Here is a 26,813-nt window from a genome sequence, read left to right as displayed (position 1 = left end):
ACGCTTGTTCGCTCGTTATACGAGCGAAACGAGCGAAGGTGGACCAAAGTGGCACGGGTGTTATTTCTGGGCGGATTAGGGCGAAGCGGGACAACGCTCGTCGAACGTCTGCTCGGCGAACTTCCCGGCGTGTGCGCGCTCGGCGAGGTCGTCCATCTCTGGCAGCGGGACATCCGCGACGACGAGCGCTGCGGCTGCGGCGCCAAGTTCTCCGCCTGCGGGTTCTGGCGGCGGGTCGGCGCGCTGGCCTTCGGCGGCTGGCACAACGTCGACGTCGACCGGGTGCACTACCTGCGCGACGCGGTCGAGCGCACCCGGCACATCCCTCGGCTCGCCACCGCGGTCGAGGCGCCCGAGGAGGTGCACGAGTACGCCGACTTCTACACCCGGGTCTACGCCGCGGCGGCCGAGGTCTCCGGCGCGCGGGTGGTGGTCGACTCGTCCAAGCACTCGGCGCTCGCCCACGTGCTGCGCTGGTCCGGCAACCTCGACCTGCGGGTGGTGCACGTGGTGCGGGACGCGCGCGGGGTCGCGTACTCCTGGACCAAGACCGTGCAGCGGCCCGAGACCGACGGCTCCGAGGAGATGACCCGCTACTCCCCCGGCCGCTCGGCTCTGCTGTGGAACGCGCACAACGCCGCGTTCGGCCTGCTGGCCCGGCGCGGGGTCGCGGTGCACCGGATCCGGTACGAGGAGTTCGTGTCCGATCCGCGCGCGTCGCTGGTTTCCATCGCGGCCTTCGCCGGCGTCGACCTCGCACCGGACTCACTCGACTTCCTGCACGCCGAGCACGCCGATCTGGGTGTCGGGCACAGCGCGGCCGGGAACCCGATGCGCTTCACCGTCGGGCAGTTGCCGCTGCGTCGCGACGACGCCTGGGTGCGGTCGCTGCCGACCCGGCAGCGGCGGCTGGTCGGCGCGGTGTGCGCGCCGATGCTCCGGGCGTACGGCTATCCGGTCTTCAAGGAAATGCAGCCGGTGTTCAAGGAGGAGGCTCGGTGAACTGGCCGTCGGTAGGCGTCATCATCCCCACCCGCAACCGGCCCGAGCTGGTTCGCAAGGCCATCGCCGGTGTGCGCGACCAGCGCTATCCCGGTGAGTTGAAGGTCCTCGTCGTCTACGACCAGACCGAACCCGACTACCTGCTCGCCTCCACCGAGGGCGTACAGGTGCTGGTGCTCACCAACTGGCGCACGTCCGGCCTGGCCGGCGCGCGCAACACCGGCATCCTGGCGCTGGACACCGAGTACGTGGCCTTCTGCGACGACGACGACCGCTGGCTGCCGGACAAGCTGCGCCGCCAGGTGGCCGCCCTGCTGGCCGAGCCCGACTCCGAGATGGCCACGTGTGCGATCGAGGTCGAGTTCGAGGGAAAGTGCACGCCGCGGCTGGCCGGCCGGAGCCGGGTCACGGTCGACGAGCTGGCCCGCTCCCGGATGGCGATGCTGCACTCGTCGTCGTTCCTGATGCGCCGGGACGCGTTCGCCGACGATGCGGTCGGCCTGGTCGCCGAGGACGCGCCGGGCAGTCAGAACGAGGACTGGGATCTGCTCCTTCGGGCAGCGCGGCGGGCGCCGATCGTGCACCTCGACGAGCCGCTGGTGCGCGTTCTGTGGGGGCGCACCTCGCACTACGCCTACGAGTACGCCACCAAGATCTCCTCGCTGCGCTGGATGATGCAACGTCACCCGGAGATCAGCGGATGCCGCCCGGGTGCGGCCCGGGTCTACGGGCAACTGGCCTGCTGGTCGGCCGCGACCGGCAACCGCAGCCAGGCCTGGCAGTTCAGCAAGGAGGCGGTGCGGGCCAACTGGAAGGAGCCGCGCACGGCCATTGCGCTCGCCGCGATGACCGGTGCGGTCAAGGTCGAGAACGTGCTTTCGGCCCTGCACAAACGGGGCCGAGGTATCTAGAGTCACCCTTTCGCTCACGCCCGATCACGCGGTAGTGTTCGGGCGTGTTCGATTTAGTGCGACTGAGCTTTATCCAGGATCGGCCTGAGTGCTAGCCCAACAGCGCCAGAGCGCCATCCTCGACCGGGTCCGCGCCGCCGGCGGCGTCCGGGTCAGCGAGCTGGCCGCGGAGTACGGCGTCTCCGACATGACGATCCGCCGCGACCTCGAGTCGCTGGCCGACCGGGGCCTCCTGGCGAAGGTACACGGCGGCGCCACCACGGTGAGCCCCGGCTCCGCGCACGAGCCCGGCTTCGCCGCCAAGTCGGTGCGCCAGCGCGCCGAGAAGGCCGCGATGGCCGCCCGCGCCGCCGCCCTGGTCTCCCCCGGCGACGCGATCGCGCTGTCCGCCGGCACCACCACGGCCGGGCTGGCCCAGCGCCTCGTCGACGTGCCCGACCTGACCGTGGTCACCAACTCGATCCCGGTCGCCGACGTCTTCTACCGGGCCGGTCGCCCCGACCAGACGGTGATCCTGACCGGCGGCACCCGCACGCCCTCGGACGCCCTGGTCGGCTCGGTCGCGGTCGCCGCGATCCGGTCCCTGCACCTCGACATGCTGTTCCTCGGCGTGCACGGGATGAGCGAGCGGGCCGGTTACACCACGCCCAACCTGATGGAAGCCGACGTCAACCGCGCCCTGGTCGAGGCGGCCGAGCGGCTCGTCGTGCTGGCCGACCACACCAAGTGGGGCACGGTCGGCATCTCGTCGATCGTCCCGCTCGAGCGCGCCGACGTGCTCATCACCGACGAGGGCCTGGACGAGCAATCCCGTGCGCTACTGGAGGAAACCGTGCCCGAGCTCGTGGTGGTGACCGCGCAGTGACCATCTCCAGCCGCGACGCGATCCGTCTGTCCGATGGCCGTGAGTTGATCTACTTCAACGAGTCCCCGGCTCCGGATCGGGCTAAATATCCCGACAAAAGGGAGTTGCCGACGCCGCCGCCGGCCTCCCAGCTTCGCTACGACCCGCTGGTCGATGAGTGGGTCGCGGTCGCCGCGCACCGCCAGACGCGGACGTTCCTGCCGCCCAGCGACGCCTGCCCGCTCTGCCCGTCCACGCCGGCGTTCTCCAGCGAGATCCCCGCGCCGAACTACGACGTGGTGGTGTTCGAGAACCAGTTCCCGTCGTTCAGCGACCGCATCAAGCCCGACGAGATCACCTCGCTGACCGACCTGGTGCCGGTGCGGCCGGGCATCGGGCGGTGCGAGGTCGTCTGCTTCACCAGCGACCACAACAGCTCGTTCGGCGCGCTCACCCCCGAGCGGGTGCGCACGGTCGTCGACGCGCTCGCCGACCGCACCTCCGAGATGTCCGAGATCCCGGGGGTGGCGCAGGTCTTCCCGTTCGAGAACCGTGGCGTCGAGATCGGCGTGACCCTGCACCACCCGCACGGCCAGATCTACGCCTACCCGACCGTTCCGCCGCGCACCCAGGCGATGCTCGGGGCGGCCGCGCGCTATCGCGCACGCACCGGCGGCGACCTCTACGCGGACACGCTCGCGGCCGAACAGAAGGCGGAGGTACGCATCGTCGCGGCGAACGAGCACTGGACCGCCTACGTGCCGGCCGCCGCGCGCTGGCCCTACGAGGTGCAGATCGCCCCGCACCGCAAGGTTGCCGACATCCCCGCCCTGTCGGATGCCGAGCGGGACGCCTTCGGTCCGATCTACCTCGACATCCTCCGCCGCTTCGACGGGCTGTTCGGCAAGCCGATGCCGTACATCTCGGCCTGGCACCAGGCGGTGGTCGGCGAGGGCCGTGATCTTGGTTACCTGCATCTGCAGCTGTTCAGCATCCGCCGGGCCGCCGACAAGCTGAAGTACCTGGCCGGATCCGAGTCAGCGATGGGCGCTTTCGTCAACGACGTGGTCCCCGAGAAGGCCGCCGAGACCCTGCGCTCGTTGTGAGACTGCGGTTGCGCTGAGCGCATCCGGTGACAGAGGGTCGGTGCTATGGGATTCGCCTGGTCCAACATGTTCGTCCATCCCGACGACGACCCGCGCACCGATGGTGGCTTCATCGGTGAGCGGGACACGCTCATCGGGTACCTCCGCGATCAGCGACTGACGCTCGAGTTGAAGTGCGCCGACCTGACCGCGGAGCAGATGGCCGCCCGCACGGTGGAGCCGTCGAAGATGTCGCTGCTGGGCTTGGTGCGGCACATGGCCGGCGTGGAGCAGGGCTGGTTCCGGATCCACCTGGCGGGCTTCGAGGTGCCCCGCCACTACCGCGAGGACGGCAACCGCGACGGTGACTTCGACGGGGCGGTCGCCGACGAGGCGGTGGTCAAGGAGGCGTTCGAGCGCTGGCGCTCGGAGGTCGCCTTCGCCGAGGACTACGTCGAGTCCCTCGACGACCTCGGCTACGTCGGCGCCGGCGACCTGGCCCTCCGCGAGGTCCTGGTCCACATGATCGAGGAGTACGCCCGCCACAACGGCCACGCCGACTTCCTGAGAGAACGCATCGACGGCCGCATCGGCCAATAATTAGGGGCGGGGGGCCCGGGACAAGGCCCCCCGCGGGGGAAGGGACTGGCCGCAAGCATCACCGAGGGGAACCGAGCGGCGCCCGGGACAAGGCAGCCATCGGTGGGCGAACCCCTCAGCTTCACGACCAGCATTTCCGTTTCGCTGGGAAAAACGAGGTTTATAACCCCCGGTTACGGAAATAGACCTGCAATTTGCAACATGCTTCTAGAGGCGTACCACCAGGTTCCGGTTTTCCCGGAGGAACCGCACGATCGGACCGGGCGCCTTGGTCGGCGAGCCGGCCTCGAACGGGGGCGCCGGGTCGTACTCGATGCCCAACTGGATCGACTGGGCGATCTCCGGCGCGGCGATCCGCGCCACCAGCTCCAGGGCCAGGTCGATGCCGGCCGAGACGCCCGCGCCGGTCGCGTACTTCCCGTCGAACACCACCCGCTCGGCCACCGGCACGGCGGCGTAGGCGGTGAGCTCGTCCAGGGTGAGCCAGTGCGACGTGGCCCGGCGGCCCCGCAGCAGACCGGCCGCGCCGAGGATCAGGGAGCCCACGCAGACCGACGCGGTCCAGGTGGACGCGGCGTCGGCGGCCCGGAGCCAGTCGAGGATCGGGCCGGGGCGGAGCGGCGGCGCGTAACCGCCCGGCACCAGCACCAGGTCGGCCGGCCCCGCCTCGTCCAGCGACGCCGTCGCCACCAGCGTCAACGGGCCCGCGTCGGTGACCACCGGGCCGGCGCGCTCGGCCACGAACGTGACCTCGGCACCGGGCAGGCGGGCCAGCACCTCGTAGGGGCCGACGACGTCGAGAGCGGTGACCTGGTCGTACAGCAAGATGTTGATCTTCATGGGTTGTCCCTCCGGACCTCAGAAACGGCGGCGGTATTCGGCCGGGCCGACGCCCACGGCCGCGAGAAAGGCCCGGCGCATGGCTTCCGGCGTGCCGTAACCGGCTCGCCGGGCCACCTCGGAGACGCCGTCGGTGGTGTCCTCCAGCAGGCGCCGGGCGGTCTCCAGCCGGACCCGGTCGACGTAGCGGCCCGGCGGCATGCCGATCTCCGCGGCGAAGGCCCGGCTGAACTGCCGCGGCGAAAGATTGGCGCGGGCGGCCAGGGCCGGCACCGACAGGTCGGCCTCCGGATGATCGGCGATCATCCGCTGCACCTCACGCAGCGGTTCCCGGTGCGCGACCTGACCGGACAGCTGCACGCTGAACTGGCTCTGCCCGCCCGGCCGGCGCAGGAACATCACCAGCCCGCGCGCGATGGCCAGGGCCACCTCCCGGCCGCGGTCCTCCTCGACCAGCGCGAGCGCCAGGTCGATGCCGGTGGTGACGCCGGCCGAGGTGGCGATCCGGCCGTCCCGCACGAAGATCGGCGCCGGGTCGACGTCGACCTCGGGGTGCCGCCCGGCCAGCGACGCGTGGTACTGCCAGTGCGTGGTCGCCCGGTGGCCGGCCAGCAGACCGGCCGCGGCCAGCAGGAAGGCACCGGTGCAGACCGACATGATCCGGGCCGGGCGGTGACCCTCGGCGCGCAGCCAGGCCACCACCTCGGGCCGCGGCGCCCGGGTGCCCTCGCCGCCGGGCACGACGAGGGTTCCGCTGGTTGCCGCGCCCAGCGCGCCGTCCGGGGTGAGGAGCAGACCGCTTGACGTACGGGTGGGAGCACCGTCGATGCTCGCGGTCGTCACGCGGTAGCCGCCCGCGTAGGTGAACACCTCGAGCGGGCCGGTCACGTCGAGGCTCTGCACCCCGTCGAAGAGAACGATCTGCACGTGGTGGGCCATGGCTCGATCCTCACGGCGTACGCCTCCTGACCGCAACGACGAAGAACCCACCTTTCGTGCCACCCGGGCAAGGAAAAAGCGGCCGCCGGCGAATGCCGGCGGCCGCTTTCGCGGAGATCAGGCGAACTTGCGCGCCAGGTTCTCGTCCAGCGCGTTCATGAATTCGTCGGTGGTCAGCCAGGGGGCGTCGCGGCTGATGAGCAGCGCGAGGTCCTTGGTCATCTGGCCGCCCTCGACGGTCTCGACGCAGACCTTCTCCAGCGTCTCGGCGAACTCGGTCACCGCCGGGGTGCCGTCGAGCACGCCGCGGTGCTTGAGGCCACCGGTCCAGGCGAAGATCGAGGCGATCGGGTTGGTCGAGGTCTTCTCGCCCTTCTGCCACTGCCGGTAGTGCCGGGTGACCGTGCCGTGCGCGGCCTCCGCCTCGACGGTCTTGCCGTCCGGCGTCATCAGCACACTGGTCATCAGGCCGAGCGAGCCGAAGCCCTGGGCCACGGTGTCGGACTGCACGTCACCGTCGTAGTTCTTGCAGGCCCAGACGTAGCCGCCCTCCCACTTCATCGCGGCGGCCACCATGTCGTCGATGAGCCGGTGCTCGTAGGTGAGGCCGGCGGCGGCGAACTCCGACGCGAACTCGGTTTCGAAGATCTCGGCGAACAGATCCTTGAACCGGCCGTCGTACGCCTTGAGGATGGTGTTCTTCGTCGACAGGTAGACCGGGTAGTTGCGGGCCAGGCCGTACCGGAACGAGGCGCGCGCGAAGTCGCGGATCGACTCGTCGTAGTTGTACATGCCCATGCCGACGCCGCCCGCCGGGAAGTCGGCGACCAGGAACTCGATCGGCGCCGAACCGTCCTCGGGCGTGAAGGTCATGGTGAACTTGCCGGCCGACGGAGCCACGAAGTCGGTCGCCTTGTACTGGTCGCCGTGGGCGTGCCGGCCGATGATGATCGGCTTGGTCCAGCCCGGCACCAGCCGGGGCACGTTGGACATGATGATCGGCTCGCGGAAGACGACCCCGCCGAGGATGTTGCGGATCGTGCCGTTCGGCGACCGCCACATCTTCTTGAGCCCGAACTCCTCCACCCGCGCCTCGTCGGGCGTGATGGTGGCGCACTTGACGCCGACGCCGTGCCGCTTGATGGCGTTGGCCGCGTCGATCGTCACCTGGTCGTCGGTCTCGTCGCGGTACTGGATCGACAGGTCGTAGTACTCGAGGGGGACATCGAGGTAGGGCAGGATCAGCTGCTCCCGGATCTGCTTCCAGATGATCCGGGTCATCTCGTCGCCGTCGAGCTCCACGACCGGGTTTGTGACCTTGATTTTCGCCATCGGCCGGCGCTCCTCTCCCGAAACACATGCTTAGCAGTACGAGCGTACTGCCCGGGGACTGAAGATCGTCGACCGCCCCCGACCTGGAGTTATCCATATCGCTATTGCCCGTTTTACCTCAGGTTCTCCGCCTGTGGCCGGGCAACGATCGCATCGAGTTATGTCTCTTTCCGAGAAGCTCGACCAGCCGCTCAGCCGACGACTCCTGCTCTCCGGCAGCGCCGCGGTGGCCGCCGGACCGCTACTCGTTCGCGGCACCTCACTGCCGGAGAACGCGTTCTCGCTCGGCGTGGCCTCCGGCGACCCACTACCTGACGGCGTCGTTCTGTGGACGCGACTGCCCGGTTTGTCAGATCAATCCGTTCCGGTGGAGTGGGAGATCGCCCTCGACGAGGGATTCCGGCGCGGAAGGCGTGCCGGATTCGCCCTGGCCCGGCCCACGCTCGGCCACTCGGTGCACGTCGACGTGCGTGGACTGCGGCCCGAGACGGTCTACTACTACCGCTTCCTGGCCGGCGGACAAAGATCCCAGACCGGCCGGACCCGTACGGCGCCGGCCGCGCACGCCCACCCGCGCTCGTTGCGGTTCGCCTTCGCCAGCTGCCAGGACTTCCAGGCCGGGTACTACACGGCCTACTCGCACCTGGCCCAGGAGGATCTGGCGTTCGTCGCGTTCCTCGGCGACTACATCTACGAGGGGGCCCGCAACGCGGCGGCGGTGCGGCAGCACGAGGGCACCGGTGAGCCGTACTCGCTGGCCGAATATCGCGCCCGCCATGCCACGTACAAAAGTGATCTGTCCTTGCAGGCCGCGCATGCGGCCTTTCCGTGGATCGTGACCTTCGACGATCACGAGATCGACAACAACTGGGCCGACGAGATCCCGCAGGACCCCGATCTGCAGACCCCGGAGGCCTTCCGGGCCCGGCGGATCGCCGCGTTCCAGGCCTACTACGAGCACATGCCGCTGCGCCGGTCGTCGCTGCCGCGCGGCCTCGACATGCAGGTCTACCGGCGGCTGCGGTTCGGGTCGCTGGCGAGCATGCACGTGCTGGACACCCGGCAGTACCGCAGCGATCAGCCTTCGACCCTGGCCGCCGCCCAGGATCCGTCGCTCACCATGACCGGGCCCGAGCAGGAACGCTGGCTGGTCGACGGGCTGCGGCACGGCGGCACCCGCTGGAACCTGCTCGCCAACCAGGTGATGTGGGCGCAGAACGACCGGCAGGCCGGCCCGGCGCAGACCTTCGACTTCGACAACTGGGACGGGTACCGGGCGCAGCGGCGGCGGCTGCTCGAGTTCTTCGGCGACGGGCACGTGGCCAACCCGGTGGTCCTCACCGGCGACCGGCACTGCACCTGGGTCTCCGACCTGCGACCGGACTTCGACGACGTCACCGGCCCGATCGTCGGGGCCGAGATCACCGGCACCTCGATCACCTCGGGCGGCAACCCCAACACGACGTCGTTCCACGCCACCTACGACCCGATCATGGCGGAGAGCCCGCACTGGCGCTACATCGACAACCAGCGGGGGTACGTGGTGTGTGACGTCACCGCGGCCCGGCTCGCCGCCCGCCTGCGCCTGGTGGACACGGTCTGGGCCAGCACCGCCGCGGTGCGGACGGCCGCGGAGTTCGTGGTCGAGGCCGGACGGCCGGGGATCGCCTCGGTGAGCGAGTCGCCGGCGCCGAAGTCCGTCTCGGCCTACTCCGGCCCGATCTACGACGTGCACGACGATCAGGGTGTCTTCCCGCTGACGAGGTAGTTATCCACAGCCCGCGAAACGGGCACGCGGCGACCGTCGCGTGCCCGGCACAATCTTTCGCATGCCCCTCACCCACACCGTCGGCCGCCTCACGGTCACCGCCTTGCAGGACGCCGAGGGCCCCTTCCCCGACCCCCGGCAGGAGAGCTTTCCCGATGCCACCGCCGAGCAGTGGGCGGCGGCCGATGCGCTCGACCCGGCGGCGTGCGGTGCCGGCGGCGAGTGGTGGCTGCGCTACCGGAGCTATGCGATCCGGCTCGGCGACGGGCCGGTCACCCTGGTCGACGCGGGCATCGGCCCTGAGGGGTCGCTGGCGGCCGATTGGGCCCCGGTGCCGGGTCACCTGCCCGACGAGCTCGCGACGGCCGGCATCGAGCCGTCAGAGGTGTCCGCGATCGTGCTGACTCACCTGCACAACGACCACATGGGCTGGGCCGTGCCGCGCGACTCCCCGTTCAAGCAGGCCCGGGTGATCGTCCAGCAGGCCGACGTCGACGCCTACCGCGCCAACCGGCACCAGGCCGGGCAATACGACCTGCTGATCGAGCCGCTGGTGGCGCAGGGCCGGTTGCAGGTGCTCGACGGCGACCACGCGGTGAGTAGCGGCATCCGCGTGCTGGCGACCCCGGGCCACACGCCCGGCCACCAGACGGTGCTGGTCGAGGACGGCGACGACAGTCTCCTCGTCACCGGCGACCTGCTGGTCCACGCGATCCAACTGCTGCACCCCGACCTGGCCTACGCGGGCGACACGGACCCGGGCCGGGCTCACGCCAGCCGCGCGAAAGCCCTCGCGACAGCGGTCGTCCGGGGCACCACGCTCGCGGTCTCGCACCTGGGCGAGGCCTTCCATGCGACGAAAAAGCCGGGACCATAGGGCCCCGGCTTCCCGATCAGCGTTCTCAGAGGTTGGCGACGTCCGCCTGCTTGGCGCGGACGGCCTCGGCGGCCTCCTTGAGACCGGCGATCTCGGTGTCGGTGAGCTTGTCCTCGACGACCTTCTTGATGCCCTCCCGGCCGACCTGAGCCTCGACGCCGAGGTAGACGCCGGAGATGCCGTATTCGCCCTCGACCCAGGCGCACACCGGCAGCACCTCGCCGGAGTCCTCGATGACGGCCTTGGCCATCCGGGCCGCGGCGGCCGACGGGGCGTAATACGCCGAACCGGTCTTCAGCAGCGCGACCACCTCGGCGCCGCCGTTGCGGGTGCGGACGACGAGCTCCTCGATCTTCTCGGCCGGGAGCAGGTCGGACAGCGGCTTGCCGTCGACGGTGCAGCGCGACGGGACCGGCACCATGGTGTCGCCGTGCGAGCCGAGGGTCAGCGCCTTGACGCTCTTGACCGGCACCGCGAGGGTCTCGGCGATGGAGTTGGTAAAGCGGGCCGTGTCGAGCACGCCGGCCTGGCCGAACACCCGGTTCTTCGGGAACTGGGTGGCGAGCTGCGCGAGCGCGGTCATCTCGTCGACCGGGTTGGAGACGACGATGACGACGGCGTTCGGCGCGTACTTCGCGATGTTCTCGGCGACCTGGCGCACGATCTTGGCGTTGACCTCGAGCAGGTCCATCCGGCTCATGCCGGGCTTGCGCGGGAGGCCGGCGGTGACGACGACGACGTCCGAGCCCTCGATGGCCTCGTAACCCTCGCCGTTCGCGCCGGTGGTGGCGCCGATGACCTTGGTCTCGAAGCCCTCGATCGGCCGGGACTGGTTGATGTCGAGCGCGAGGCCGGCCGGCTTGCCCTCGAGGATGTCGGTGAGCACCACAGTGTCGAAGACGTCGTACTCGGCCAGGCGCTGCGCAGTCGTCGAGCCGTAGAAACCGGCACCTACGACGGTTACCTTCTTGCCCATAGCTCTGCCACTTCCAGTCTCGGGTCGATTTTTCGCGACCGTATCAGTCGGTTAACGGCGTATTTCCCGCCGGTCCGCTTAACGCGAGGTAAGCCACTCACAGCTATCCGGAGACGATGGCTCCGTAGGCCGACGCGAACAGCGCCGCCTGGGCCAGGTCGATCTTGGCGCCGGTGAGGTCGACACCCTTCAGCTCGACCCCGCCTAGGTCGGCCCCGCGCAGGTCGGCGCCCCTGAGCACCGCGTCCTTGAGGCGCGCGGCCGACAGGTCGGAGCCACGCAGGTCGACCCGGGTGAGGTCGGCGCCCATCAGGTCGGCCTCCCGCAACCGTAGGCCGCCGAGCTTCGCCCCGGTCAGGTTCTGACCGCGCAGCGACACGAAACCCCAATCGCCGCCGTCCACCGTCAGCGGCCGCAGCCCGCAGTCGAGGAACTGGCTGCCGGTCAGCTTGCAGCCGGTCAGCGCAGCGTCGAAGAACGAGCAGCGCTCCAGGGTCGACTGCAGGATCGCCACCCGTTCCAGGGTGGCGGCGTTGAAGCGGACGTTCCCGAATGTGCAGTGTGTGAAGACGCAGCCGGTCAGCCGCGCCTCCGACCAGTCGACGTCGTGGAACGCGCAGTCCTCATAGCGGACACCGGTGACCTCCTCGAGCGCCCAGTCGACGCCCGAGTAGGTCTGGTCCTGGATGAGGTGGTCCATCTCAGTGGTAGAAGTGCCGGGTGCCGGTCAGGTAGACGGTCAGGCCGGCCTTCTCGGCTGCCTCGATCACCAGGTTGTCGCGGATCGAGCCGCCCGGCTGCACCACGGCGGTCACCCCGGCCGCGATCAGCACCTCGAGCCCGTCCGGGAACGGGAAGAACGCGTCCGAGGCGGCCACGCTGCCCTTGGCCCGGTCGGCACCGGCCCGCTCGACCGCGAGCCGGGCCGAGTCGACCCGGTTGACCTGGCCCATCCCGACGCCGACGGTGGCGCCCTCGTGGGCCAGCAGGATCGCGTTGCTCTTCACGCTGCGGATCGCCCGCCAGGCGAACGCCAGGTCGTCGAGCAGCTCGGGCGACGCCGCCGCACCGGTGGCGAGCTCCCAGCTGGCCGGGTCGTCGCCGGTCGCGTCGATCCGGTCCGACATCTGCACCAGCACACCGCCGCCGACCTGCTTGATCTCGGCGGGCGGCGGGTTCCAGGCCGGCGCGACCAGCACGCGCAGGTTCTTCTTCTGCTGGAGCAACTCGAGCGCGTCGGCGGCGAACGACGGCGCGACGATCACCTCGGTGAAGATCTCCCCCAGCTGCTGGGCCAGCTCCGGAGTGACCTCACGGTTCACCGCGATCACCCCGCCGAACGCGGACACCGGGTCGCAGGCGTGCGCCTTGCGGTGCGCCTCGGCCACGTCGGCGCCGATCGCGATGCCGCACGGGTTGGCGTGCTTGATGATCGCCACGCACGGCTCGGTGAAGTCGTTGGCGCTGCGCCAGGCCGCGTCCGCGTCGACGTAGTTGTTGTACGACATCTCCTTGCCGTGCAACTGCCGCGCCTGGGCCAGCCCGGCCGGTGCGTTCGGGTCGAGGTAGAGAGCGGCCTGCTGGTGCGGGTTCTCGCCGTACCGCAGGGTCGCCTCGCGCTTGAGCGCGAGCCCGGCGAACGCCGGCCACTCCTCCGGCGTGAGGGTGGTGGCACACCAGTTGGCGACGGCCACGTCGTACTCCGCGATGTCGGCGAAAGCGCGGGCCGCCAGCAGCTTGCGCTGCGGCAGCGAGAAACCGCCCTCCTGGAGGGCGGTCAAGATCAGGGGGTACGCGTCGACCGACGTGACCACCGCGACGGACGGGTGGTTCTTCGCGGCCGCGCGGACCATGGCCGGGCCGCCGATGTCGATCTGCTCGACGCACTCGTCCACGCTCGCGCCCGACGCCACCGTCTGGGTGAACGGGTAGAGGTTGCTCACCAGCAGGTCGAACGGCTCGATCTCGAGCTCGGCGAGCTGCGCGTCGTGGGCCGGCAACCGTCGATCGGCGAGCAGGCCGGCGTGCACTCGCGGGTGCAGCGTCTTGACCCGGCCGTCCAGGCACTCGGGGAACCCGGTCAGCTCCTCGACCTTGGTCACCGGAATCTTTTCAGCGATGATCGTGGCGGCCGTCGAGCCGGTCGACACGATCTGCACCCCGGCCGCGTGCAGCGCCTGGGCGAGCTCGACGAGGCCGGTCTTGTCGTAAACGCTCAGCAGTGCCCGACGAAGAGGGCGGCGCCCCTCGTTAGAGGAGGTCATGGAATGCGTACCTTCCTGTTTTCGATGGTCCAGCCCTCGCGGACGAGGCGACCGACGTAATCCACCAACTGGGCCCGCTCGGCGACCTTGATGCGCTCGGTGAGCGTCTCCTCCGTGTCGTCGTCGAGCACGGGGACGCTGACCTGGGCCACGATCGGGCCGGTGTCGACGCCGGCGTCGACGAAGAAGAGGGTCGCGCCGGCCAGCTTCACGCCGTAAGCCAGGGCGTCGCGCGGGCCGTGGATGCCCGGGAACGACGGCAGCAGCGCGTTGTGCGTGTTGATGTAGCGGTCGCCGAACGCGGCCAGGAACCGCGCGCCGACCAGCTTGAGGAAGCCGGCCGAGATGATCAGGTCGGGCTTGTGCTCGCTGACGTGGGCGGTGAGGGCCGCGTCCCAGTCGTCGCGCGTCTCATAGGCCTTCACCGGGTCGACGAAGGTGGGCACACCGGCGGCGGCCGCGCGGTCGAGACCGGCGATGCCGTCCCGATCGGCGCCCACCGCGACGACCTGCGCGCCGTAGGCGGGGTCGGTGGCGGCGTCGAGCAGGGCCTGCAGGTTACTGCCCGATCCGGAGACGAGGACGACCAGGCGGGCGGGCGCGGGGTCGGTCACCCGAGAACCCTATCTCGGGGGGCCGGTCACGCTTTCGGGGCGGGTGCGAAGGTACGGGCGGCCGCCGCGCCCAGCGAGGCCGACACCGCCACCATGACCGTCGCGACCAGTCCGACCTGCCAGGGGTCCGGTCCGATCGTGGCGAGCCGGCCGTCGCCGAGCGACCCACCGGACGCGCGGCACGCAACCCCCAGCACCAGGCCGGCCGCGGGACCGGCGAGCAGGCTCCCGCCCAGCACCCGCGACCACGGCAGGGCGGGTTTCTCGCCGAGGCGGTCGCTGCGCTGCAACCGCAGCACGAGAAGCCAGCCGGCGGCCACGGCGGCCAGCACCGGAACGGCCAGCAGCACCGCGCCACCCGCACCCAACGGCCCGTCCGGCACCCCGGCCAGCAGCGGCAGCGCCGGCAGCTTGCCGACCACCACGCCGGTGAGCCCGATCTCCGAGCCGGTGCCGAGCGCGAAGCCCGGACCGAGCAGGTAGGCGGCCGCCCACACCGTCGCATTCGCCCCGTAGGCGAGGCTGACCAGCGTGATGCCGGCCTGCCCGGCCACCCCGGTCTGATAGACGGAGATGGTCTCGGCGGCCTGGCCGCCGTCCACCGCCACCGACAGGCCGGTCACCGCGGCCCCCGCGGCCAGGATGAACAGAGCGGCCATCACTCCGGTACGCAGGCCGTCGCGCAGCGGGCGCGGGGTGCGGCGGGCCAGCACGCCGAGCGCGTCGGTGCCGCGCAGCGACCCGGCCAGCGCGCCGAGCAGGCCGAGCACGAAGAAGTTGATCGCGGCCCGGGCCGGGGTGACCTCGGTGCCCTTGCCGTCGACGGCGAGCGACGCGACCGAGCCGAGCAGCGAATAGGTGAGCGCGATGCTGAACGCCACCAGCAGCGCGTCGCCGATCCGGCCCGTACGCCGGGCACCGATCGCGCGGGTCACGTGCAGGCCGGCCCGGTTGAGCCGCCAGACGATGAGGACCGTGAGCAGCAACGGCGGCAGGCCCAGCGGTCCGATCGAGGTGCCGATCGGCACGCCGTGCCCGAGCAGCCAGCCGGCCAGCCCGGCGTGCGCGGCACCGCCGAGGCCGCCCTGCCCTTCGAGGGTGCGGGCCATGCCGATGACCGCGGCCACCGGCAGGTAGCAGAGGGCGGCGGACCACAGCGTGGCGAACGCGACCGCGACCGGCAGCGGGGCGTGCCGGCTGCGTGGCGGCGGCTTGCGCTGCCCGGGGACCTTGACCGTGGGCTGTTCGCCGAGCTTCTTCTCGTCGACCAGCACGGTCGGCCGGTCACCGGCCTCGAGAGCACCGGTCGGCCGGTCGATCGGCTCGGTCGGGCGCTCGATCGGCACCGTCTCCCGCCCGGTCTCTCGCACGTCGAGAGTCGCCTCGGCGACCGCGAACGGGTCTTCCGAGTCGTCGGGACGGTCGGTTGTGCTCGGCATCGCCGCCTACTTTTCCACGAGAGAGGGCTTGCGGCGACGCAGATACAGCGGCGCGCCGCCATTCGGGTCACCGGGACCCGGACGACGGCGCGCCGCTCTACGCCGTACCAAATCAGCTCATGACCTCGCGCATGAGCCGCGCGGTCTCGCTCGGGGTCTTGCCGACCTTGACGCCGACGGCCTCGAGGGCCGCCTTCTTGGCGTCGGCGGTGCCCGCCGAGCCGGAGATGATCGCGCCGGCGTGACCCATGGTCTTGCCGGGCGGGGCGGTGAAGCCGGCGATGTAGCCGACCACCGGCTTGGTGACGTTCGCCTTGATGAACTCGGCGGCCCGCTCCTCGGCGTCGCCACCGATCTCACCGATCATCACGATCGCGTCGGTGTCCGGGTCGTCCTGGAACGCCTTCAGCGCGTCGATGTGGGTGGTGCCGATGATCGGGTCGCCGCCGATGCCGACACAGGTGGAGAAGCCGATGTCGCGCAGCTCGTACATCATCTGGTAGGTCAGCGTGCCGCTCTTGCTGACCAGGCCGATCCGGCCGGCCGGGGTGATGTCGGCCGGGATGATGCCGGCGTTCGACGCGCCCGGCGAGGCGATACCCGGGCAGTTCGGGCCGATGATCCGGGTCTTCTGTCCGCGGTCCAGATTGAGCGCCCAGAACGCCGCCGAGTCCTGCACCGGCACGCCCTCGGTGATCACCACGGCGAGCGGGATCTCGGCCTCGATGGCCTCGACGACCGCGGCCTTGGTGAACGCCGGCGGGACGAAGATGACCGACACGTCCGCGCCGGTCTCCTTGATCGCCTCGGCGACGGTCGCGAAGACCGGCAGCGAGGTGCCGTCGAAGTCAACCGTCGTGCCGGCCTTGCGCGGGTTCACGCCGCCGACCACGTTGGTGCCGGCCGCGAGCATCCGCTTGGTGTGCTTGGAGCCCTCCGAGCCGGTGATGCCCTGGACGATGACCTTCGAGTCCTTGGTGAGCCAGATAGCCATTAGGTCACTTCCCCGCAGCCGCGAGTTCGGCGGCGCGCTCGGCCGCTCCGTCCATCGTGTCCACCCGCTGGACCAGCGGGTTGTTGGCGCTGTCGAGGATGGCCCGGCCTTCCTCGGCGTTGTTGCCGTCGAGGCGCACCACGAGCGGCTTGGTGACGGTCTCGCCGCGCTCGGCGAGCAGGGCGAGGGCCTGGATGATGCCGTTGGCCACCGCGTCGCAGGCGGTGATGCCGCCGAAGACGTTCACGAAGACCGACTTGACCGCCGGGTCGCCGAGCACGATCTCCAGGCCGTTCGCCATCACCTGGGCGCTGGCGCCGCCACCGATGTCGAGGAAGTTGGCCGGCTTGACGCCGCCGTGCGCCTCGCCCGCGTAGGCCACCACGTCGAGGGTGGACATGACCAGACCGGCACCGTTACCGATGATGCCGACCTCGCCGTCCAGCTTGACGTAGTTGAGGTTCTTGGCCTTGGCCGCCTGCTCCAGCGGGTCGACCGCGGACTGGTCGACCAGCGCCTCGTGGTCGGGGTGCCGGAACGACGCGTTCTCGTCCAGCGTGATCTTGGCGTCCAGCAGCAGCACCCGGCCGTCGCCGACCTTGGCCAGCGGGTTGACCTCGACCAGCGTGGCGTCCTCGGCCACGAAGGCCTGCCACAGCTTCACCGCGATGTCGACGATCTGCTCGGCGACCTCGGCCGGGTACTGCGCCGCGGCGACGATCTCGCGGGCCTTCGCCTCGTCGACACCCTTGCTGGCGTCGATCGCGATCTTGGCGACCCGGTCCGGCTGCTCCTCGGCGACCGTCTCGATCTCCATGCCGCCGGCGACGCTGGCGATGCAGAGGAAGGTGCGGTTGGCCCGGTCGAGCAGGTAGGAGAAGTAGTACTCCTCCTTGATGTCGGCCGTCTCGGCCAGCATCACCTTGTGGACCGTGTGGCCCTTGATGTCCATGCCCAGGATGTCGGTGGCACGGGCCTCGGCCTCGTCGGCACCGTCGGCCAGCTTGACGCCGCCGGCCTTGCCCCGGCCGCCGACCTTCACCTGCGCCTTGACGACGACCTTGCCACCCAGGCGCTCCGCGATCGCGCGGGCCTCCTGCGGGGTCTCGGCGACACCGCCGCCCAGCACGGGCAGCCCGTGCCGTTCGAACAGGTCACGCCCCTGATACTCGAACAGGTCCACGTGTCTCCTTTCGCTCGCGACGCCAAGCGCCGGCAAGCCGCACCATTGCGTCCCGACCTGTGTGCGCGGCGGCCTGTGGCGTCGCCGGCGTGAAGAATGTCCGGCCCGAAGGGCCTTCATTCGCAGAGTAGCGAGCGGCGGACGCGCCCCGTAGCGGCGGGTGCGCGGTGTGCAAGACCACACACCACACCCACTCCAGGGGGCACTCGAAAAACTCCCGCACCGCCGCGTAACCGCCCCGAGAGGGCGTCGTTGAGTGTGGTGTCGGAACGCTACGGCGATCTGGTGAAGCGGCCGATGCCCTGTCGGTCGAGGGGTGGCGGCGGGGCATCGTGCATAGAGAGGCCGGACGTGTGAGGGGTGCGTCCGGCCTCTCCCCTTGCCTTCTTCCTCAGTCGCTTTCCGCGGCGTCTTCCGCACCGCCTTCCGCAGCCGCCGGAAACACAACCGGCCGTAGCCATTTGGCTACGGCCGACGAGTTGTTCCTGGTCACTACGCCACCGACGTACTCACATTGGCGCGCACCCATTCGATGATGGATGCCGTGGTGGCCCCCGGTGTGAAAATTTTCGCGACCCCGAGGCCTTCCAATTCGGCAATGTCGTCGGCCGGAATGATGCCTCCGCCGAATACGACGATGTCGCCTGCGTCACGTTCTGCCAATAGCTCGATCACCCTGCGGAACAGAGTCATGTGCGCGCCGGACAGAACGGACAAACCGATCGCGTCGGCGTCTTCTTGAATAGCCGTCTCGACGATCTGCTCCGGCGTCTGGTGCAGGCCGGTGTAGACCACCTCCATACCCGCGTCACGCAGCGCGCGGGCCACCACCTTGGCACCACGATCGTGCCCGTCCAGCCCGGGCTTGGCCACGACCACCCTGATGCGAGCCTGCATACCGACCCTCCGTGTCCAGCGGAACACCGTTGTCCTGAACGAACGGTAACCTGCCCGCCCCGGGCCGGGTAGTCGGCTCCGGCAACTGAGATCACCTAGGGTGACGGAAAATGTATTCAGAGTGATCTGACTTTGCGCTTTCGTGCCAATCACAGAGAGTGGGCAACGATGACGCATGAGAAAGGTAACGAATTCGGACATTCGCTGCGCAAAGCGGACCAGGAACTGTCAGGGAATTGGCGCTGCGACTTGTGACCCGGCTGCCGTTTCGTTACCGTGGCCTCCGGCTGCCGATCGGTTAACCCCGAACCGGCGGCTCGGAGGGCCACCGTTAACCCAGAGTTTTGGGCCGGCGGAGCCACCGACGAAATGCCATCGACGGAGGGTTGTTCGTGCGCCAGCGCTTGTCGTCTGAGCCCGATCGGTATCGCGGTCGTCGCCGCGTACCCACCCCTCCCCGCAGTCGCTACGCGGTCGTCGTCACTTCCGCCTTCATCGGCGCGGGTGTGGTCGCTATCGGGGCCGGTTCCAACTTTCCCGATGCCAAGGCGGTAAACCCCGAAGTTCTGCAGGGACTCGCCAGCGCGCACAGCACCACCGACGACGCGATCGCCGACCGCTCCACCGATGAGAAAGCCTCCCGCAGCGAAGACCGCACCGCCGTCAGCAAGGAGAAGGTCAGCGCCGAGGAAGCCGCCGCCGACGTCTGGCTGCTGCCGATCGACGAGTTCACCTTCACCTCGGCCTACGGCATCCGCTGGGGCAAGCTGCACGCCGGCATCGACCTGGCCGCCCCGGAGGGCGTTCCCTACAAGTCGATCCACGCCGGCAAGGTGATCCAGGCGGGCTACTACGGCGCCTACGGCTACTCGATCACCGTTCAGAACACGGACGGCACCGAGGTCATCTACGCCCACTCCCGGCGCGTGCTGGTGAAAGTCGGCGAGCAGGTCAAGGCGGGCCAGGTGATCGGCCTCGTCGGCAACACCGGCGCCTCGTACGGCACGCACCTGCACCTCGAGATCCACGTCGGTGGCAACCCGGTCGACCCGATCCCCTACCTGCGTGATCGCGGCGTCGACATCAAGCTTCAGGTCGAGTCGGTGTACGCCGGCATGGCCGCCGCCGCTTCCTGATCCTTTCTTCCCGCTCAGGCACACCGAAACCGGGCCGACAGGCCTTGTGTCGGTTGTTGTCGCCTGCCGGGAGGGGTCACGCGCGTGCCTCAGCAAGCCGCCGGTCGCCACCGCAAGCCAAATCAGGCCCGCCACCGGGCGACTCGTCCGCACGGGCGCAACATCGCGCTGACCGCGGTCCTCGGCGCCGCCCTGGTCACCGGGATCGCCGGTGGCACCGCGGCGGCCGCCAACGACCGGCACCATCACATGCCGGCGGTTCCTGATCCCGCACCCGCCTTTCTCGCGGATGTCGACGCGGTGCCGCCCGAGGTGCTCCGGGAACGCGGCGCGGGACGAGGCCGGACGCCGGTCGCCCGGGGCGCGGACGTCATCTCCGGGGCCGGCGCCCAGGGCGTACAGCAGAAGTCGCGGCCGCAAGCCACCGTCGCCGCCGGCGGCGGGACCGCCTGGCGCAACCCCAATCCGACCGCCCGGGTCACGTCCTGCTTCGGGCCCCGCTGGGGACGGCAGCACGAGGGCGTCGACATGGCCGCCCCGGCCGGGTCACCGATCGTCGCGGCCGGCGCCGGCGTCGTGGTGCGGGCCGGCGTGGCCCAGGGGTACGGCAACGCCGTCCTGATCGATCACGGGGACGGCTGGCTCACCCACTACGGGCATCTGTCGCTGATCACCGTGGTGGCCGGGCAACGGGTCGCCGCCGGGCAGCAGATCGGCAACGAGGGCTCGACCGGGCACTCCACCGGCCCGCACCTGCACTTCGAGGTGCACCAGGGCTTCTACCAGAACCCCGTGGAACCGACCGCCTGGATGCGCCTGCACGGCGTAGACATCCCCGGCTGTGCTTGACACTTCTCAGCGACTTGGCGGAACCGCCAGCTTGTCGGTACGCCGGAGTTCGCCATCGCCGGCCTTGAACGCCGTCACCGGATAACCCCCCGGCTTGACGACCCGAGCCAGTTCGCGGCAAGCGATCGCCCTGCTGGCAGACGGGAGGAAGAGCAGCGAATACTCTGTCCGCACGGCATGTTCACAAGATCGCATCTAGTGGAGTCCGCGGGGCCGGACATAGACGGTATGTCGTGTTCTTCTGACCGCTGGGTGGTTCAGGATGTGGCAGCGGCGTTCATCGGGCGGGACCGTGCCTGGGAGGCGGGACGACGACCCGGTATCCGAGAGCGGCGACCGTCCTGAGGGGGTCGGTGGCCGTCGCCCGGGACTGTTCGGTGGGCGGGTCGGGGTTGCGAGCTTGGCCGGGCCCGCCCGCAGCGGGCGCGCGGAGGGTGTGTTGCAACTGCCGAGACCGAGTGCCACGGGAGTGAGCCGGACCGTACGGAAAGGTCTCCGCGGGAAGGGTCCCGCCCTCCGTTTCCAGGAAGCTCGGGTGGGGGTCGTCCTTTCTGGAATCGGTAGGACCCTCGACCCGAAAGATCTCTAGATCTTCTCGATCGGGGCGTGTCGCAGGATCAGCCACATCACCTGTTCGCCGAAGTCGATCTGGGCTCGGGCGCCCGGCCCCTGCCCCTCGACCGCGACCACCCGGCCCAGACCGTACCGCTGGTGGTTGACCCGCTCGCCGACCGCGACCTTCGGCGTCTGCGGCAGCTCGCTCGCGGTCGCCAGCTTGCTGGCGTCGATGCCGAGACGGCTGGCGAGCTGCTGCGCCTTGGGCGTGCCCCCGGCGAAGCCGCCACCGCGGGACCGGTCGCCGCCGGCCCGGCCGCCCACCCCGCCACCGGTGCCCGACCAGGACGTGTAGTTGCCGGCGGTGCGCTCCCAGCGGATCAGCTCGGGCGGCAGCTCGTCGGTGAAGCGGGACGGCGGGTTGTACTGCGGCTGACCCCACGCGCCCCGGGTGACCGCCCGGGACAGGTAGAGCCGCTGGCGGGCGCGGGTGATCCCGACGTAGGCCAGCCGCCGCTCCTCCTCCAGCTCGGTGTTGTCGCCGAGCGCGCGCATGTGCGGGAAGACGCCGTCCTCGAGGCCGGTCAGGAACACCACCGGGAACTCCAGGCCCTTGGCCGTGTGCAGCGTCATCAGCGTGACCACGCCCTGGTTGTCCGGGTCGTCGTCGGGCAGCTGGTCGGCGTCGGCGACCAGCGCCACCTGCTCGAGGAAGCCCGCGAGCGTGGCCGACTCGTCCTGCCCCTCGACCCGCTCGGTGTACTCCCGGGCGACGCTCACCAGCTCCTGCAGGTTTTCCACCCGGCCCTGGTCCTGCGGGTCGAGGCTCTCCTCCAGCTCGCTGAGCAGGCCGGACCGCTGCAACACCGCCTCCAGCACCTCTTCCGGCGGGGAGGCCAGCGCCATCACCCGCAGGTCGTCGAGGAGCTGCACGAAGTCGTTGATGCTGTTGGCCGAACGGGCGGCGATGCCCGGGGCGTCCTTGGCGTGCCGCAACGCCTGCCCGAACGAGATGCGCTCGCGCGACGCCAGCGCCTCGACGCACGCCTCGGCCCGCTCGCCGATGCCGCGTTTCGGGGTGTTGAGCACCCGCCGGATGCTGACCGTGTCGTCGTCGTTCACGACCGCGCGCAGGTAGCCCAGCGCGTCGCGCACCTCTTTGCGCTCGTAGAAGCGCACCCCGCCGACCACCTTGTAGGGCAGGCCGACCCGGATGAACACCTCCTCGAACACCCGGGACTGCGCGTTGGTGCGGTAGAAGACGGCCACGTCACCCGGGCGGATGTCCTCCCGGTCGTGCAGCCGGTCGATCTCGCGGGCCACCCAGTCGGCCTCGGCGTGCTCGGTGTCGGCCACGTAGCCGACGATCTGCTCGCCGGCGCCCTGGTCGCTCCACAGCCGCTTCGGCTTGCGCGAGGTGTTCCGGTCGATCACCGCGTTGGCCGCCGACAGGATCGTCTGGGTCGAGCGATAGTTCTGCTCCAGCAGGATCGTCCGGGCGTCCGGGTAGTCGCGCTCGAACTCCAGGATGTTGCGGATGGTGGCGCCGCGGAACGCGTAGATCGACTGGTCGGCGTCGCCCACCACGCACAGCTCGCCCGGCGGCACCTCGCCGCCCTTCTCCCCCACCAACTGCTTGACCAGCATGTATTGCGCGTGGTTGGTGTCCTGGTATTCGTCGACCAGCACGTGCCGGAACCGCCGTCGGTAGGCCTCGGCGACGTGCGGGTGCGACTGGAACAGGTGCACCGTCGCCATGATGATGTCGTCGAAGTCCAGGGCATGCGCTTCGCGCAAACGGCGCTGATACAACTCGTACGCCTCGGCGAGCGCCCGCTCGTTCGGGCCCTTCGCGTTGCCCTTGAAGTCCTCCGGCTCGATCAGCTCGTTCTTGAGGTTGGACACCTGGGCGGTGAGACCGCGCGCCGTGTACCGCTTCGGGTCGAGGTCGAGCTCGCGGATCACCATCGTCATGAGCCGCCGCGAGTCGTCCGCGTCATAGATCGAGAACGTCGACTTCAGCCCCGCGTGATCATGCTCGGCCCGCAGGATGCGCACGCAGGCCGAGTGGAACGTCGACACCCACATGAGCCGGGCTCGCGGACCCACCAGGTGGGCGACCCGCTCCTTCATCTCACCCGCGGCCTTGTTGGTGAACGTGATCGCGATGATCTCGCCCGGGTGCACGTTGCGCTCGGCCAGCAGATAGGCGATGCGATGGGTGAGCACCCGCGTCTTGCCCGACCCGGCACCGGCCACGATCAGCAGCGGCGACCCGGCATGGGTGACCGCGTCACGCTGCGGCCCGTTGAGCCCGACCAGCAACGACTCGGGATCCAGCCGTTGGGCCGGGGCCCGTTTCGGCGCCCCTTGCTCACGCACGGCAGGCATGGCGAAGAGGCCCGGGGCCGGGGTTTCATTCGGGGTTTCAGAGGAAGGTCGCATCGCGCTGGCAAGTCTAGGCCCACCCCCCGACAAGAATTTCGCCGTCACTCTTCCGCGAGATAAGCCTGAAGCCGCGCATGCCGAAACTGGTAGACGGCGCCGACTTGCCGGAGCACCCCGCGACGGTGCGCGTCGTCGGCGAACGCCATGAGACGCAAGGGCAACCGGCCACGGAACGCCAGATAGAGGCGGGTGATGTCGAACTCCGCCCAGGCAAGCCCCGGAGCGCTGGTGACGATCATGGCCGTAATCGCGATGAGCATCCAAAGGGCCCCGGATTCCAGCCCGGATCGGAGGCTGTCGAGGTAGGCGAACGACACAAAGGGCACGATGCCGATCATGCTCAGGACAACGGCGGCAGCGACTCGCTCGGCCCGCAATGATCCGCGAGGCGTCGCCTGATCGAGATTGGCCGGCGGACTCCGGAGGAGGCCGATCGCCGCAATGATGACCGACACCGGAAGGAAGAGCAGCACGAATACCAAATACCCGAAGGGCGCAGCCTGCACAGTCACGAGGAGCCCGCCGACGATCCCGAGCACGGCCACCACGAGGAAGGGCACCGCCGGGCGGAACCCCAGCCGAATCGGCTCGCGTCCGCCTCTCCGGAGCAGAGCCAGACCACCGGCGAAGACGAACGCCGTTGCCACCCATCCCTCGTCCAGCGAATCGCCATTGACCAGTGGAACCGCCGAGGCTGCGGCCACCGCGACGAGAGCGAGCGTAACTTTTTGCAGCCAGCTCGTGGCCGCCTGCCGGATCTCCCACCATGCGATCCCCGGAGAGCGCCTCCGCCGAAGATCACGCGCCAGGAATCGCAACCATCGCTCCGCGCTTTCTTGCTCATAGGCGCACAACTGCGATCCTGCCGCAGGTGGCGACCGTAGCCCGTACGCCGCCGGCACATATGCGGCAAGCAGATGGCGCTCGATCGCGGCGCGGTCAACGAGACCGAGCAACTCGGCGGGCCGACTGCCCGGCAGGTCGTAGGCCGTCCGGGCCAAGAACACCATGAGCGGGCTGTCGAGGGCACGAGCCAGCTCACCGTCTGGCCGGACGGTCAGTTCCTCGGCCACCCCAGCCCACCGATTCTCGCCATTGATGTGGCGGCCCGGAAGGTAGGCCACCAGTTCCTCCACCCCTACCGGTTCGATCTCGACAACCGCGGTGCGGGTGAGCGGAACGCCGGCCGCAGTAGTCAGCGCTTCGTACTCCTGTGCCCGACAGGTCAGCACGAACGGCCGCCTTCCTCCGAAGGCGTCCCGGAGCGCAGCGAAGGCAGCCGTCTGACTTGCTGCAGGCATCTCGTCCAGCCCGTCCAGGACCGGCAGCACTCGATCATCCTCAACGAGGTCGCGGGCCAGGTCTTTGCCGAGAAATGGATAGAGCTCGTCCAACTGCCGCACAAGCCACGTATCGAGGTGGTCCCTCGGGCTCCACCCCGCGATATCAAGCAGGACCGGCACCGGCTCACCCACCAACGGCTCGGCCAGCAAACCATCGACCAGCAGCACCGCCAGGGAGGTCTTCCCCGCGCCCGGTGAACCGATCACCACGAGTTTTCGGTGGGGCAACTGCCGGAATGCCGAGGCGATCCCCACCACATCACCGTGCAGTTTCAGCCGTGTCACACCCTGCCCGGCGATCGAAGCCGCCGATGACTGCACCGGACGTGTGCTCGAGGCCCATCGCACCCGTAGGGGATCGTCGTGCAGCAGGCCACGATTGGCCGCCTCACGAGTCCACTGCCGACGCACTCGTCGCGCGAGCTCACCGGCCGCCTGGTCAAGCCTGCCAGCGGGATCGGCTCGGCCCCGGGCAATCAGCGCCACTGCGGCAGTCGCCAGCGCCACGGCTCCACTGATCACGCTCGCCAGCTTGTCGCCGATGTCCAGCAGATCGCTGTTCAAGACCAGGAAGGACAGCACGAGGACACCCAGCCCCACGCTCACTACCCAACCCCACGCTCGCATGCCAATCATCTTGCCGAGGGGGTGCGACAGAAACGAGCGTCTGTTTCACTCTGTCCACAGACTGGTCCGGCCGGGGAGGCGCGGGTGCGGGACGGCACGGGGGCGCACGACCGGGTTCGGCACGTCGGTGGGCTCATCCTGGCCGCGGTCCTGGCGATCACGGTGTCCGTGCTGGTCACCGATCCGGATGACCCCACCCGGGTGGTCCCCGCCGTCGCAGCCGTGCCCAGCCCGAAGCCGCCGGAAACGGTCGAGCGGGTGTTGGCCGCCCAGGCCGCGGCGCTGACCCGGGGTGACCGGGCCGGCTGGCTGAAACCGGTGGCCCCGGCGCTGCGGCAGCGCTACCAAAACCTGTACCGCTCCCTCCGTGCCCTGCACGTTGCAACGGTGGACTACCGGGTCACCGCCAAGAAGCTGCCCGTCGTCGAGGTCGAGCTGTCGTACTGCTTCGCCGGCGCGGTCTGCCCGAAGGACCGGCCGAAGATCGCCCAGCGGCTGACGATCAAGTCCAATGTGATCACCGCGGAGGGCCGCGCCACCCGGCTCAGCGACCTCCAGCCGACCCCCTGGGAAAAGGGCGATCTGGTCTTCGCCCAGGGTAAGCGGGTCACCGTGGGCGCCCCGCCGGCGTTGAAGGGCCGGCTGAAGGAGATCCTCGCGATCGCCGAGAGCGCCGCGGCCATCGACGATCGGTACGCGGCGTACGTCGACAACCGCCAGCCCCGCTATCGCCTCTTCATCGCCACCGACAAGCTCTGGCGCACCTGGTACGGCGGTAAGGCCACCGACTGGGCGGTCGGCTACATGCAGCCGCTGGGCGGGACCGGCGCCGACGTGGTGATCAACCCGAGCCGGCTGCCGAACAGAGCCGCTCTCCGCGAGGTGATCCAGCACGAATTGGGGCACGTGGCCACGATCGGCGGGGTAACTTCGCGGCACGAGGACATGTGGCTGGTCGAGGGCGTCGCGGAGTACATCGGGGCCCAGCCCAAGCGCGCGTTCGACACGTACAACCGCTGGTCGCTGCGGAAGCCGACCCAGCTGGCCGCCCGCCCGCTCCGGGACGGGGCGGGCGACAAGGAGGTCGCCGCCTTCTACGCGCAGGGACACTTCGCCGTGGACTGCCTGGTCACGGCGTTCGGTGAGCCGCGTGCCATGGAGTTCGTCCGGTTGCGACTGCGACTGGGGGACGATCTTGATGACGCCGCGCGCAGTGTGTTCGGAACAGATTTCCGACATGTGACCACGACATGTGTCAATTGGATGAGTCACCAGGTCGGATAGCTGACC

General features: G+C 69.8%; 23 protein-coding genes. 10 read left to right on the top strand and 13 right to left on the bottom strand.

Going from position 1 to position 26,813, the window contains the following annotated elements; translation table 11 throughout:
- Positions 1–48: 48 nt before the first annotated feature.
- The 5 genes from Ato02nite_RS22790 (at position 49) to Ato02nite_RS22770 (ending at position 4,442) form a co-directional block, all read left to right on the top strand.
- Positions 49–1,002 (top strand): sulfotransferase family protein, encoded by a 954-nt coding sequence (locus Ato02nite_RS22790; protein WP_213008614.1) that lies wholly within the window; start codon positions 49–51, stop codon positions 1,000–1,002.
- Positions 999–1,913, top strand: coding sequence for a glycosyltransferase family A protein (locus Ato02nite_RS22785; RefSeq protein ID WP_213008613.1), 915 nt, complete (start codon positions 999–1,001; stop codon positions 1,911–1,913). The genes Ato02nite_RS22790 and Ato02nite_RS22785 overlap by 4 nt, the downstream gene beginning before the upstream one ends.
- Positions 1,914–2,001: 88 nt before the next feature.
- Positions 2,002–2,778 carry a DeoR/GlpR family DNA-binding transcription regulator gene (locus tag Ato02nite_RS22780; RefSeq protein WP_213008612.1) on the top strand — a complete coding sequence of 259 codons (777 nt, stop codon included), beginning with the start codon at positions 2,002–2,004 and terminating at the stop codon, positions 2,776–2,778.
- The gene (gene galT / locus Ato02nite_RS22775) at positions 2,775–3,863 is read left to right on the top strand and encodes a galactose-1-phosphate uridylyltransferase (RefSeq protein WP_213008611.1); all 1,089 of its coding nucleotides are present in this window, start codon (positions 2,775–2,777) and stop codon (positions 3,861–3,863) included. The genes Ato02nite_RS22780 and galT overlap by 4 nt, the downstream gene beginning before the upstream one ends.
- Positions 3,864–3,908: 45 nt before the next feature.
- Entirely contained in the window at positions 3,909–4,442 is a 534-nt protein-coding gene (locus tag Ato02nite_RS22770) for a DinB family protein (protein WP_213008610.1), read from the top strand.
- Between the two features lie 207 nt (positions 4,443–4,649).
- On the opposite strand, the gene Ato02nite_RS22765 is transcribed toward Ato02nite_RS22770, so the two are convergent.
- The 3 genes from Ato02nite_RS22765 to Ato02nite_RS22755 all read right to left on the bottom strand — a co-directional run bounded on the left by Ato02nite_RS22765 (position 4,650) and on the right by Ato02nite_RS22755 (position 7,553).
- On the bottom strand, positions 4,650–5,282 hold the full coding sequence (locus Ato02nite_RS22765; protein ID WP_213008609.1) for a DJ-1/PfpI family protein: 633 nt from the start codon (positions 5,280–5,282) through the stop codon (positions 4,650–4,652).
- 18 nt (positions 5,283–5,300) lie between these two features.
- The gene (locus tag Ato02nite_RS22760; protein ID WP_213008608.1) at positions 5,301–6,221 is read right to left on the bottom strand and encodes a GlxA family transcriptional regulator; all 921 of its coding nucleotides are present in this window, start codon (positions 6,219–6,221) and stop codon (positions 5,301–5,303) included.
- Between the two features lie 117 nt (positions 6,222–6,338).
- Positions 6,339–7,553: an NADP-dependent isocitrate dehydrogenase gene (locus Ato02nite_RS22755; protein WP_213008607.1), complete on the bottom strand. Its 1,215-nt coding sequence runs from the start codon at positions 7,551–7,553 to the stop codon at positions 6,339–6,341.
- Between the two features lie 160 nt (positions 7,554–7,713).
- Between Ato02nite_RS22755 and Ato02nite_RS22750 the strand changes: the two genes are divergently transcribed.
- Both Ato02nite_RS22750 and Ato02nite_RS22745 read left to right on the top strand, forming a co-directional pair.
- Positions 7,714–9,321 carry an alkaline phosphatase D family protein gene (locus Ato02nite_RS22750; protein WP_213008606.1) on the top strand — a complete coding sequence of 536 codons (1,608 nt, stop codon included), beginning with the start codon at positions 7,714–7,716 and terminating at the stop codon, positions 9,319–9,321.
- Positions 9,322–9,382: 61 nt separating this feature from the next.
- The gene (locus tag Ato02nite_RS22745) at positions 9,383–10,198 is read left to right on the top strand and encodes an MBL fold metallo-hydrolase (protein WP_213008605.1); all 816 of its coding nucleotides are present in this window, start codon (positions 9,383–9,385) and stop codon (positions 10,196–10,198) included.
- 25 nt (positions 10,199–10,223) lie between these two features.
- On the opposite strand, the gene mdh is transcribed toward Ato02nite_RS22745, so the two are convergent.
- The 8 genes from mdh to icmB all read right to left on the bottom strand — a co-directional run bounded on the left by mdh (position 10,224) and on the right by icmB (position 18,565).
- Positions 10,224–11,174 carry a malate dehydrogenase gene (gene mdh, locus Ato02nite_RS22740; RefSeq protein ID WP_213008604.1) on the bottom strand — a complete coding sequence of 317 codons (951 nt, stop codon included), beginning with the start codon at positions 11,172–11,174 and terminating at the stop codon, positions 10,224–10,226.
- Between the two features lie 103 nt (positions 11,175–11,277).
- A complete protein-coding gene (locus tag Ato02nite_RS22735; RefSeq protein WP_213008603.1) occupies positions 11,278–11,874 on the bottom strand; it encodes a pentapeptide repeat-containing protein in 597 nt (198 codons plus the stop codon).
- A 1-nt stretch (position 11,875) separates the two neighbouring features.
- Positions 11,876–13,438, bottom strand: coding sequence for a bifunctional phosphoribosylaminoimidazolecarboxamide formyltransferase/IMP cyclohydrolase (purH, locus tag Ato02nite_RS22730; RefSeq protein ID WP_213008602.1), 1,563 nt, complete (start codon positions 13,436–13,438; stop codon positions 11,876–11,878).
- A complete protein-coding gene (gene purN, locus Ato02nite_RS22725) occupies positions 13,435–14,052 on the bottom strand; it encodes a phosphoribosylglycinamide formyltransferase (RefSeq protein WP_213008601.1) in 618 nt (205 codons plus the stop codon). Before purN ends, purH begins: the two co-directional genes overlap by 4 nt.
- Positions 14,053–14,078: 26 nt before the next feature.
- Positions 14,079–15,491 (bottom strand): cell division protein PerM, encoded by a 1,413-nt coding sequence (locus Ato02nite_RS22720; RefSeq protein WP_213008600.1) that lies wholly within the window; start codon positions 15,489–15,491, stop codon positions 14,079–14,081.
- Positions 15,492–15,603: 112 nt separating this feature from the next.
- Positions 15,604–16,485: a succinate--CoA ligase subunit alpha gene (gene sucD, locus Ato02nite_RS22715; RefSeq protein ID WP_213008599.1), complete on the bottom strand. Its 882-nt coding sequence runs from the start codon at positions 16,483–16,485 to the stop codon at positions 15,604–15,606.
- Positions 16,486–16,489: 4 nt separating this feature from the next.
- Positions 16,490–17,668, bottom strand: a complete 1,179-nt coding sequence (gene sucC, locus Ato02nite_RS22710; RefSeq protein WP_213008598.1) for an ADP-forming succinate--CoA ligase subunit beta — start codon at positions 17,666–17,668, stop codon at positions 16,490–16,492.
- A gap of 492 nt (positions 17,669–18,160) precedes the next feature.
- Positions 18,161–18,565: a coenzyme B12-dependent isobutyryl CoA mutase small subunit gene (gene icmB / locus Ato02nite_RS22705; RefSeq protein ID WP_213008597.1), complete on the bottom strand. Its 405-nt coding sequence runs from the start codon at positions 18,563–18,565 to the stop codon at positions 18,161–18,163.
- Between the two features lie 392 nt (positions 18,566–18,957).
- Here icmB and Ato02nite_RS22700 point away from each other — a divergent pair, with 392 nt between their 5' ends.
- Together Ato02nite_RS22700 and Ato02nite_RS22695 are read left to right on the top strand one after the other, a co-directional pair.
- On the top strand, positions 18,958–19,701 hold the full coding sequence (locus Ato02nite_RS22700; protein WP_213008596.1) for a M23 family metallopeptidase: 744 nt from the start codon (positions 18,958–18,960) through the stop codon (positions 19,699–19,701).
- An 84-nt stretch (positions 19,702–19,785) separates the two neighbouring features.
- Complete coding sequence (locus Ato02nite_RS22695; RefSeq protein ID WP_246607311.1) at positions 19,786–20,550, top strand: M23 family metallopeptidase; 765 nt, start codon at positions 19,786–19,788, stop codon at positions 20,548–20,550.
- 585 nt (positions 20,551–21,135) lie between these two features.
- Here Ato02nite_RS22695 and pcrA read toward each other — a convergent pair.
- Together pcrA and Ato02nite_RS22685 are read right to left on the bottom strand one after the other, a co-directional pair.
- Complete coding sequence (gene pcrA, locus Ato02nite_RS22690) at positions 21,136–23,550, bottom strand: DNA helicase PcrA (RefSeq protein WP_438873063.1); 2,415 nt, start codon at positions 23,548–23,550, stop codon at positions 21,136–21,138.
- 44 nt (positions 23,551–23,594) lie between these two features.
- Positions 23,595–25,502, bottom strand: coding sequence for a hypothetical protein (locus Ato02nite_RS22685; RefSeq protein ID WP_213008594.1), 1,908 nt, complete (start codon positions 25,500–25,502; stop codon positions 23,595–23,597).
- Positions 25,503–25,607: 105 nt separating this feature from the next.
- Between Ato02nite_RS22685 and Ato02nite_RS22680 the strand changes: the two genes are divergently transcribed.
- Positions 25,608–26,807 carry a hypothetical protein gene (locus Ato02nite_RS22680; protein WP_213008593.1) on the top strand — a complete coding sequence of 400 codons (1,200 nt, stop codon included), beginning with the start codon at positions 25,608–25,610 and terminating at the stop codon, positions 26,805–26,807.
- The last annotated feature ends 6 nt before the right edge of the window (positions 26,808–26,813 follow it).

The sequence above is a fragment of the Paractinoplanes toevensis genome, from assembly GCF_018332695.1.
In the GTDB taxonomy this organism is placed as follows: domain Bacteria; phylum Actinomycetota; class Actinomycetes; order Mycobacteriales; family Micromonosporaceae; genus Actinoplanes; species Actinoplanes toevensis.
This window is presented reverse-complemented; position numbering and strand designations above follow the sequence as displayed.

What these genes read in the sequence shown, in the direction of transcription:
- Ato02nite_RS22770 (WP_213008610.1), top strand. Translation starts at nt 3,909, where the DNA reads ATGGGATTCGCCTGGTCCAACATGTTCGTCCATCCCGACGACGACCCG.
- Ato02nite_RS22765 (WP_213008609.1), bottom strand. Translation starts at nt 5,282, where the DNA reads ATGAAGATCAACATCTTGCTGTACGACCAGGTCACCGCTCTCGACGTC.
- Ato02nite_RS22760 (WP_213008608.1), bottom strand. Translation starts at nt 6,221, where the DNA reads ATGGCCCACCACGTGCAGATCGTTCTCTTCGACGGGGTGCAGAGCCTC.
- Ato02nite_RS22755 (WP_213008607.1), bottom strand. Translation starts at nt 7,553, where the DNA reads ATGGCGAAAATCAAGGTCACAAACCCGGTCGTGGAGCTCGACGGCGAC.
- Ato02nite_RS22750 (WP_213008606.1), top strand. Translation starts at nt 7,714, where the DNA reads ATGTCTCTTTCCGAGAAGCTCGACCAGCCGCTCAGCCGACGACTCCTG.
- Ato02nite_RS22745 (WP_213008605.1), top strand. Translation starts at nt 9,383, where the DNA reads ATGCCCCTCACCCACACCGTCGGCCGCCTCACGGTCACCGCCTTGCAG.
- mdh (WP_213008604.1), bottom strand. Translation starts at nt 11,174, where the DNA reads ATGGGCAAGAAGGTAACCGTCGTAGGTGCCGGTTTCTACGGCTCGACG.
- Ato02nite_RS22735 (WP_213008603.1), bottom strand. Translation starts at nt 11,874, where the DNA reads ATGGACCACCTCATCCAGGACCAGACCTACTCGGGCGTCGACTGGGCG.
- purH (WP_213008602.1), bottom strand. Translation starts at nt 13,438, where the DNA reads ATGACCTCCTCTAACGAGGGGCGCCGCCCTCTTCGTCGGGCACTGCTG.
- Ato02nite_RS22720 (WP_213008600.1), bottom strand. Translation starts at nt 15,491, where the DNA reads ATGCCGAGCACAACCGACCGTCCCGACGACTCGGAAGACCCGTTCGCG.
- sucD (WP_213008599.1), bottom strand. Translation starts at nt 16,485, where the DNA reads ATGGCTATCTGGCTCACCAAGGACTCGAAGGTCATCGTCCAGGGCATC.
- icmB (WP_213008597.1), bottom strand. Translation starts at nt 18,565, where the DNA reads ATGCAGGCTCGCATCAGGGTGGTCGTGGCCAAGCCCGGGCTGGACGGG.
- pcrA (WP_438873063.1), bottom strand. Translation starts at nt 23,550, where the DNA reads ATGCGACCTTCCTCTGAAACCCCGAATGAAACCCCGGCCCCGGGCCTC.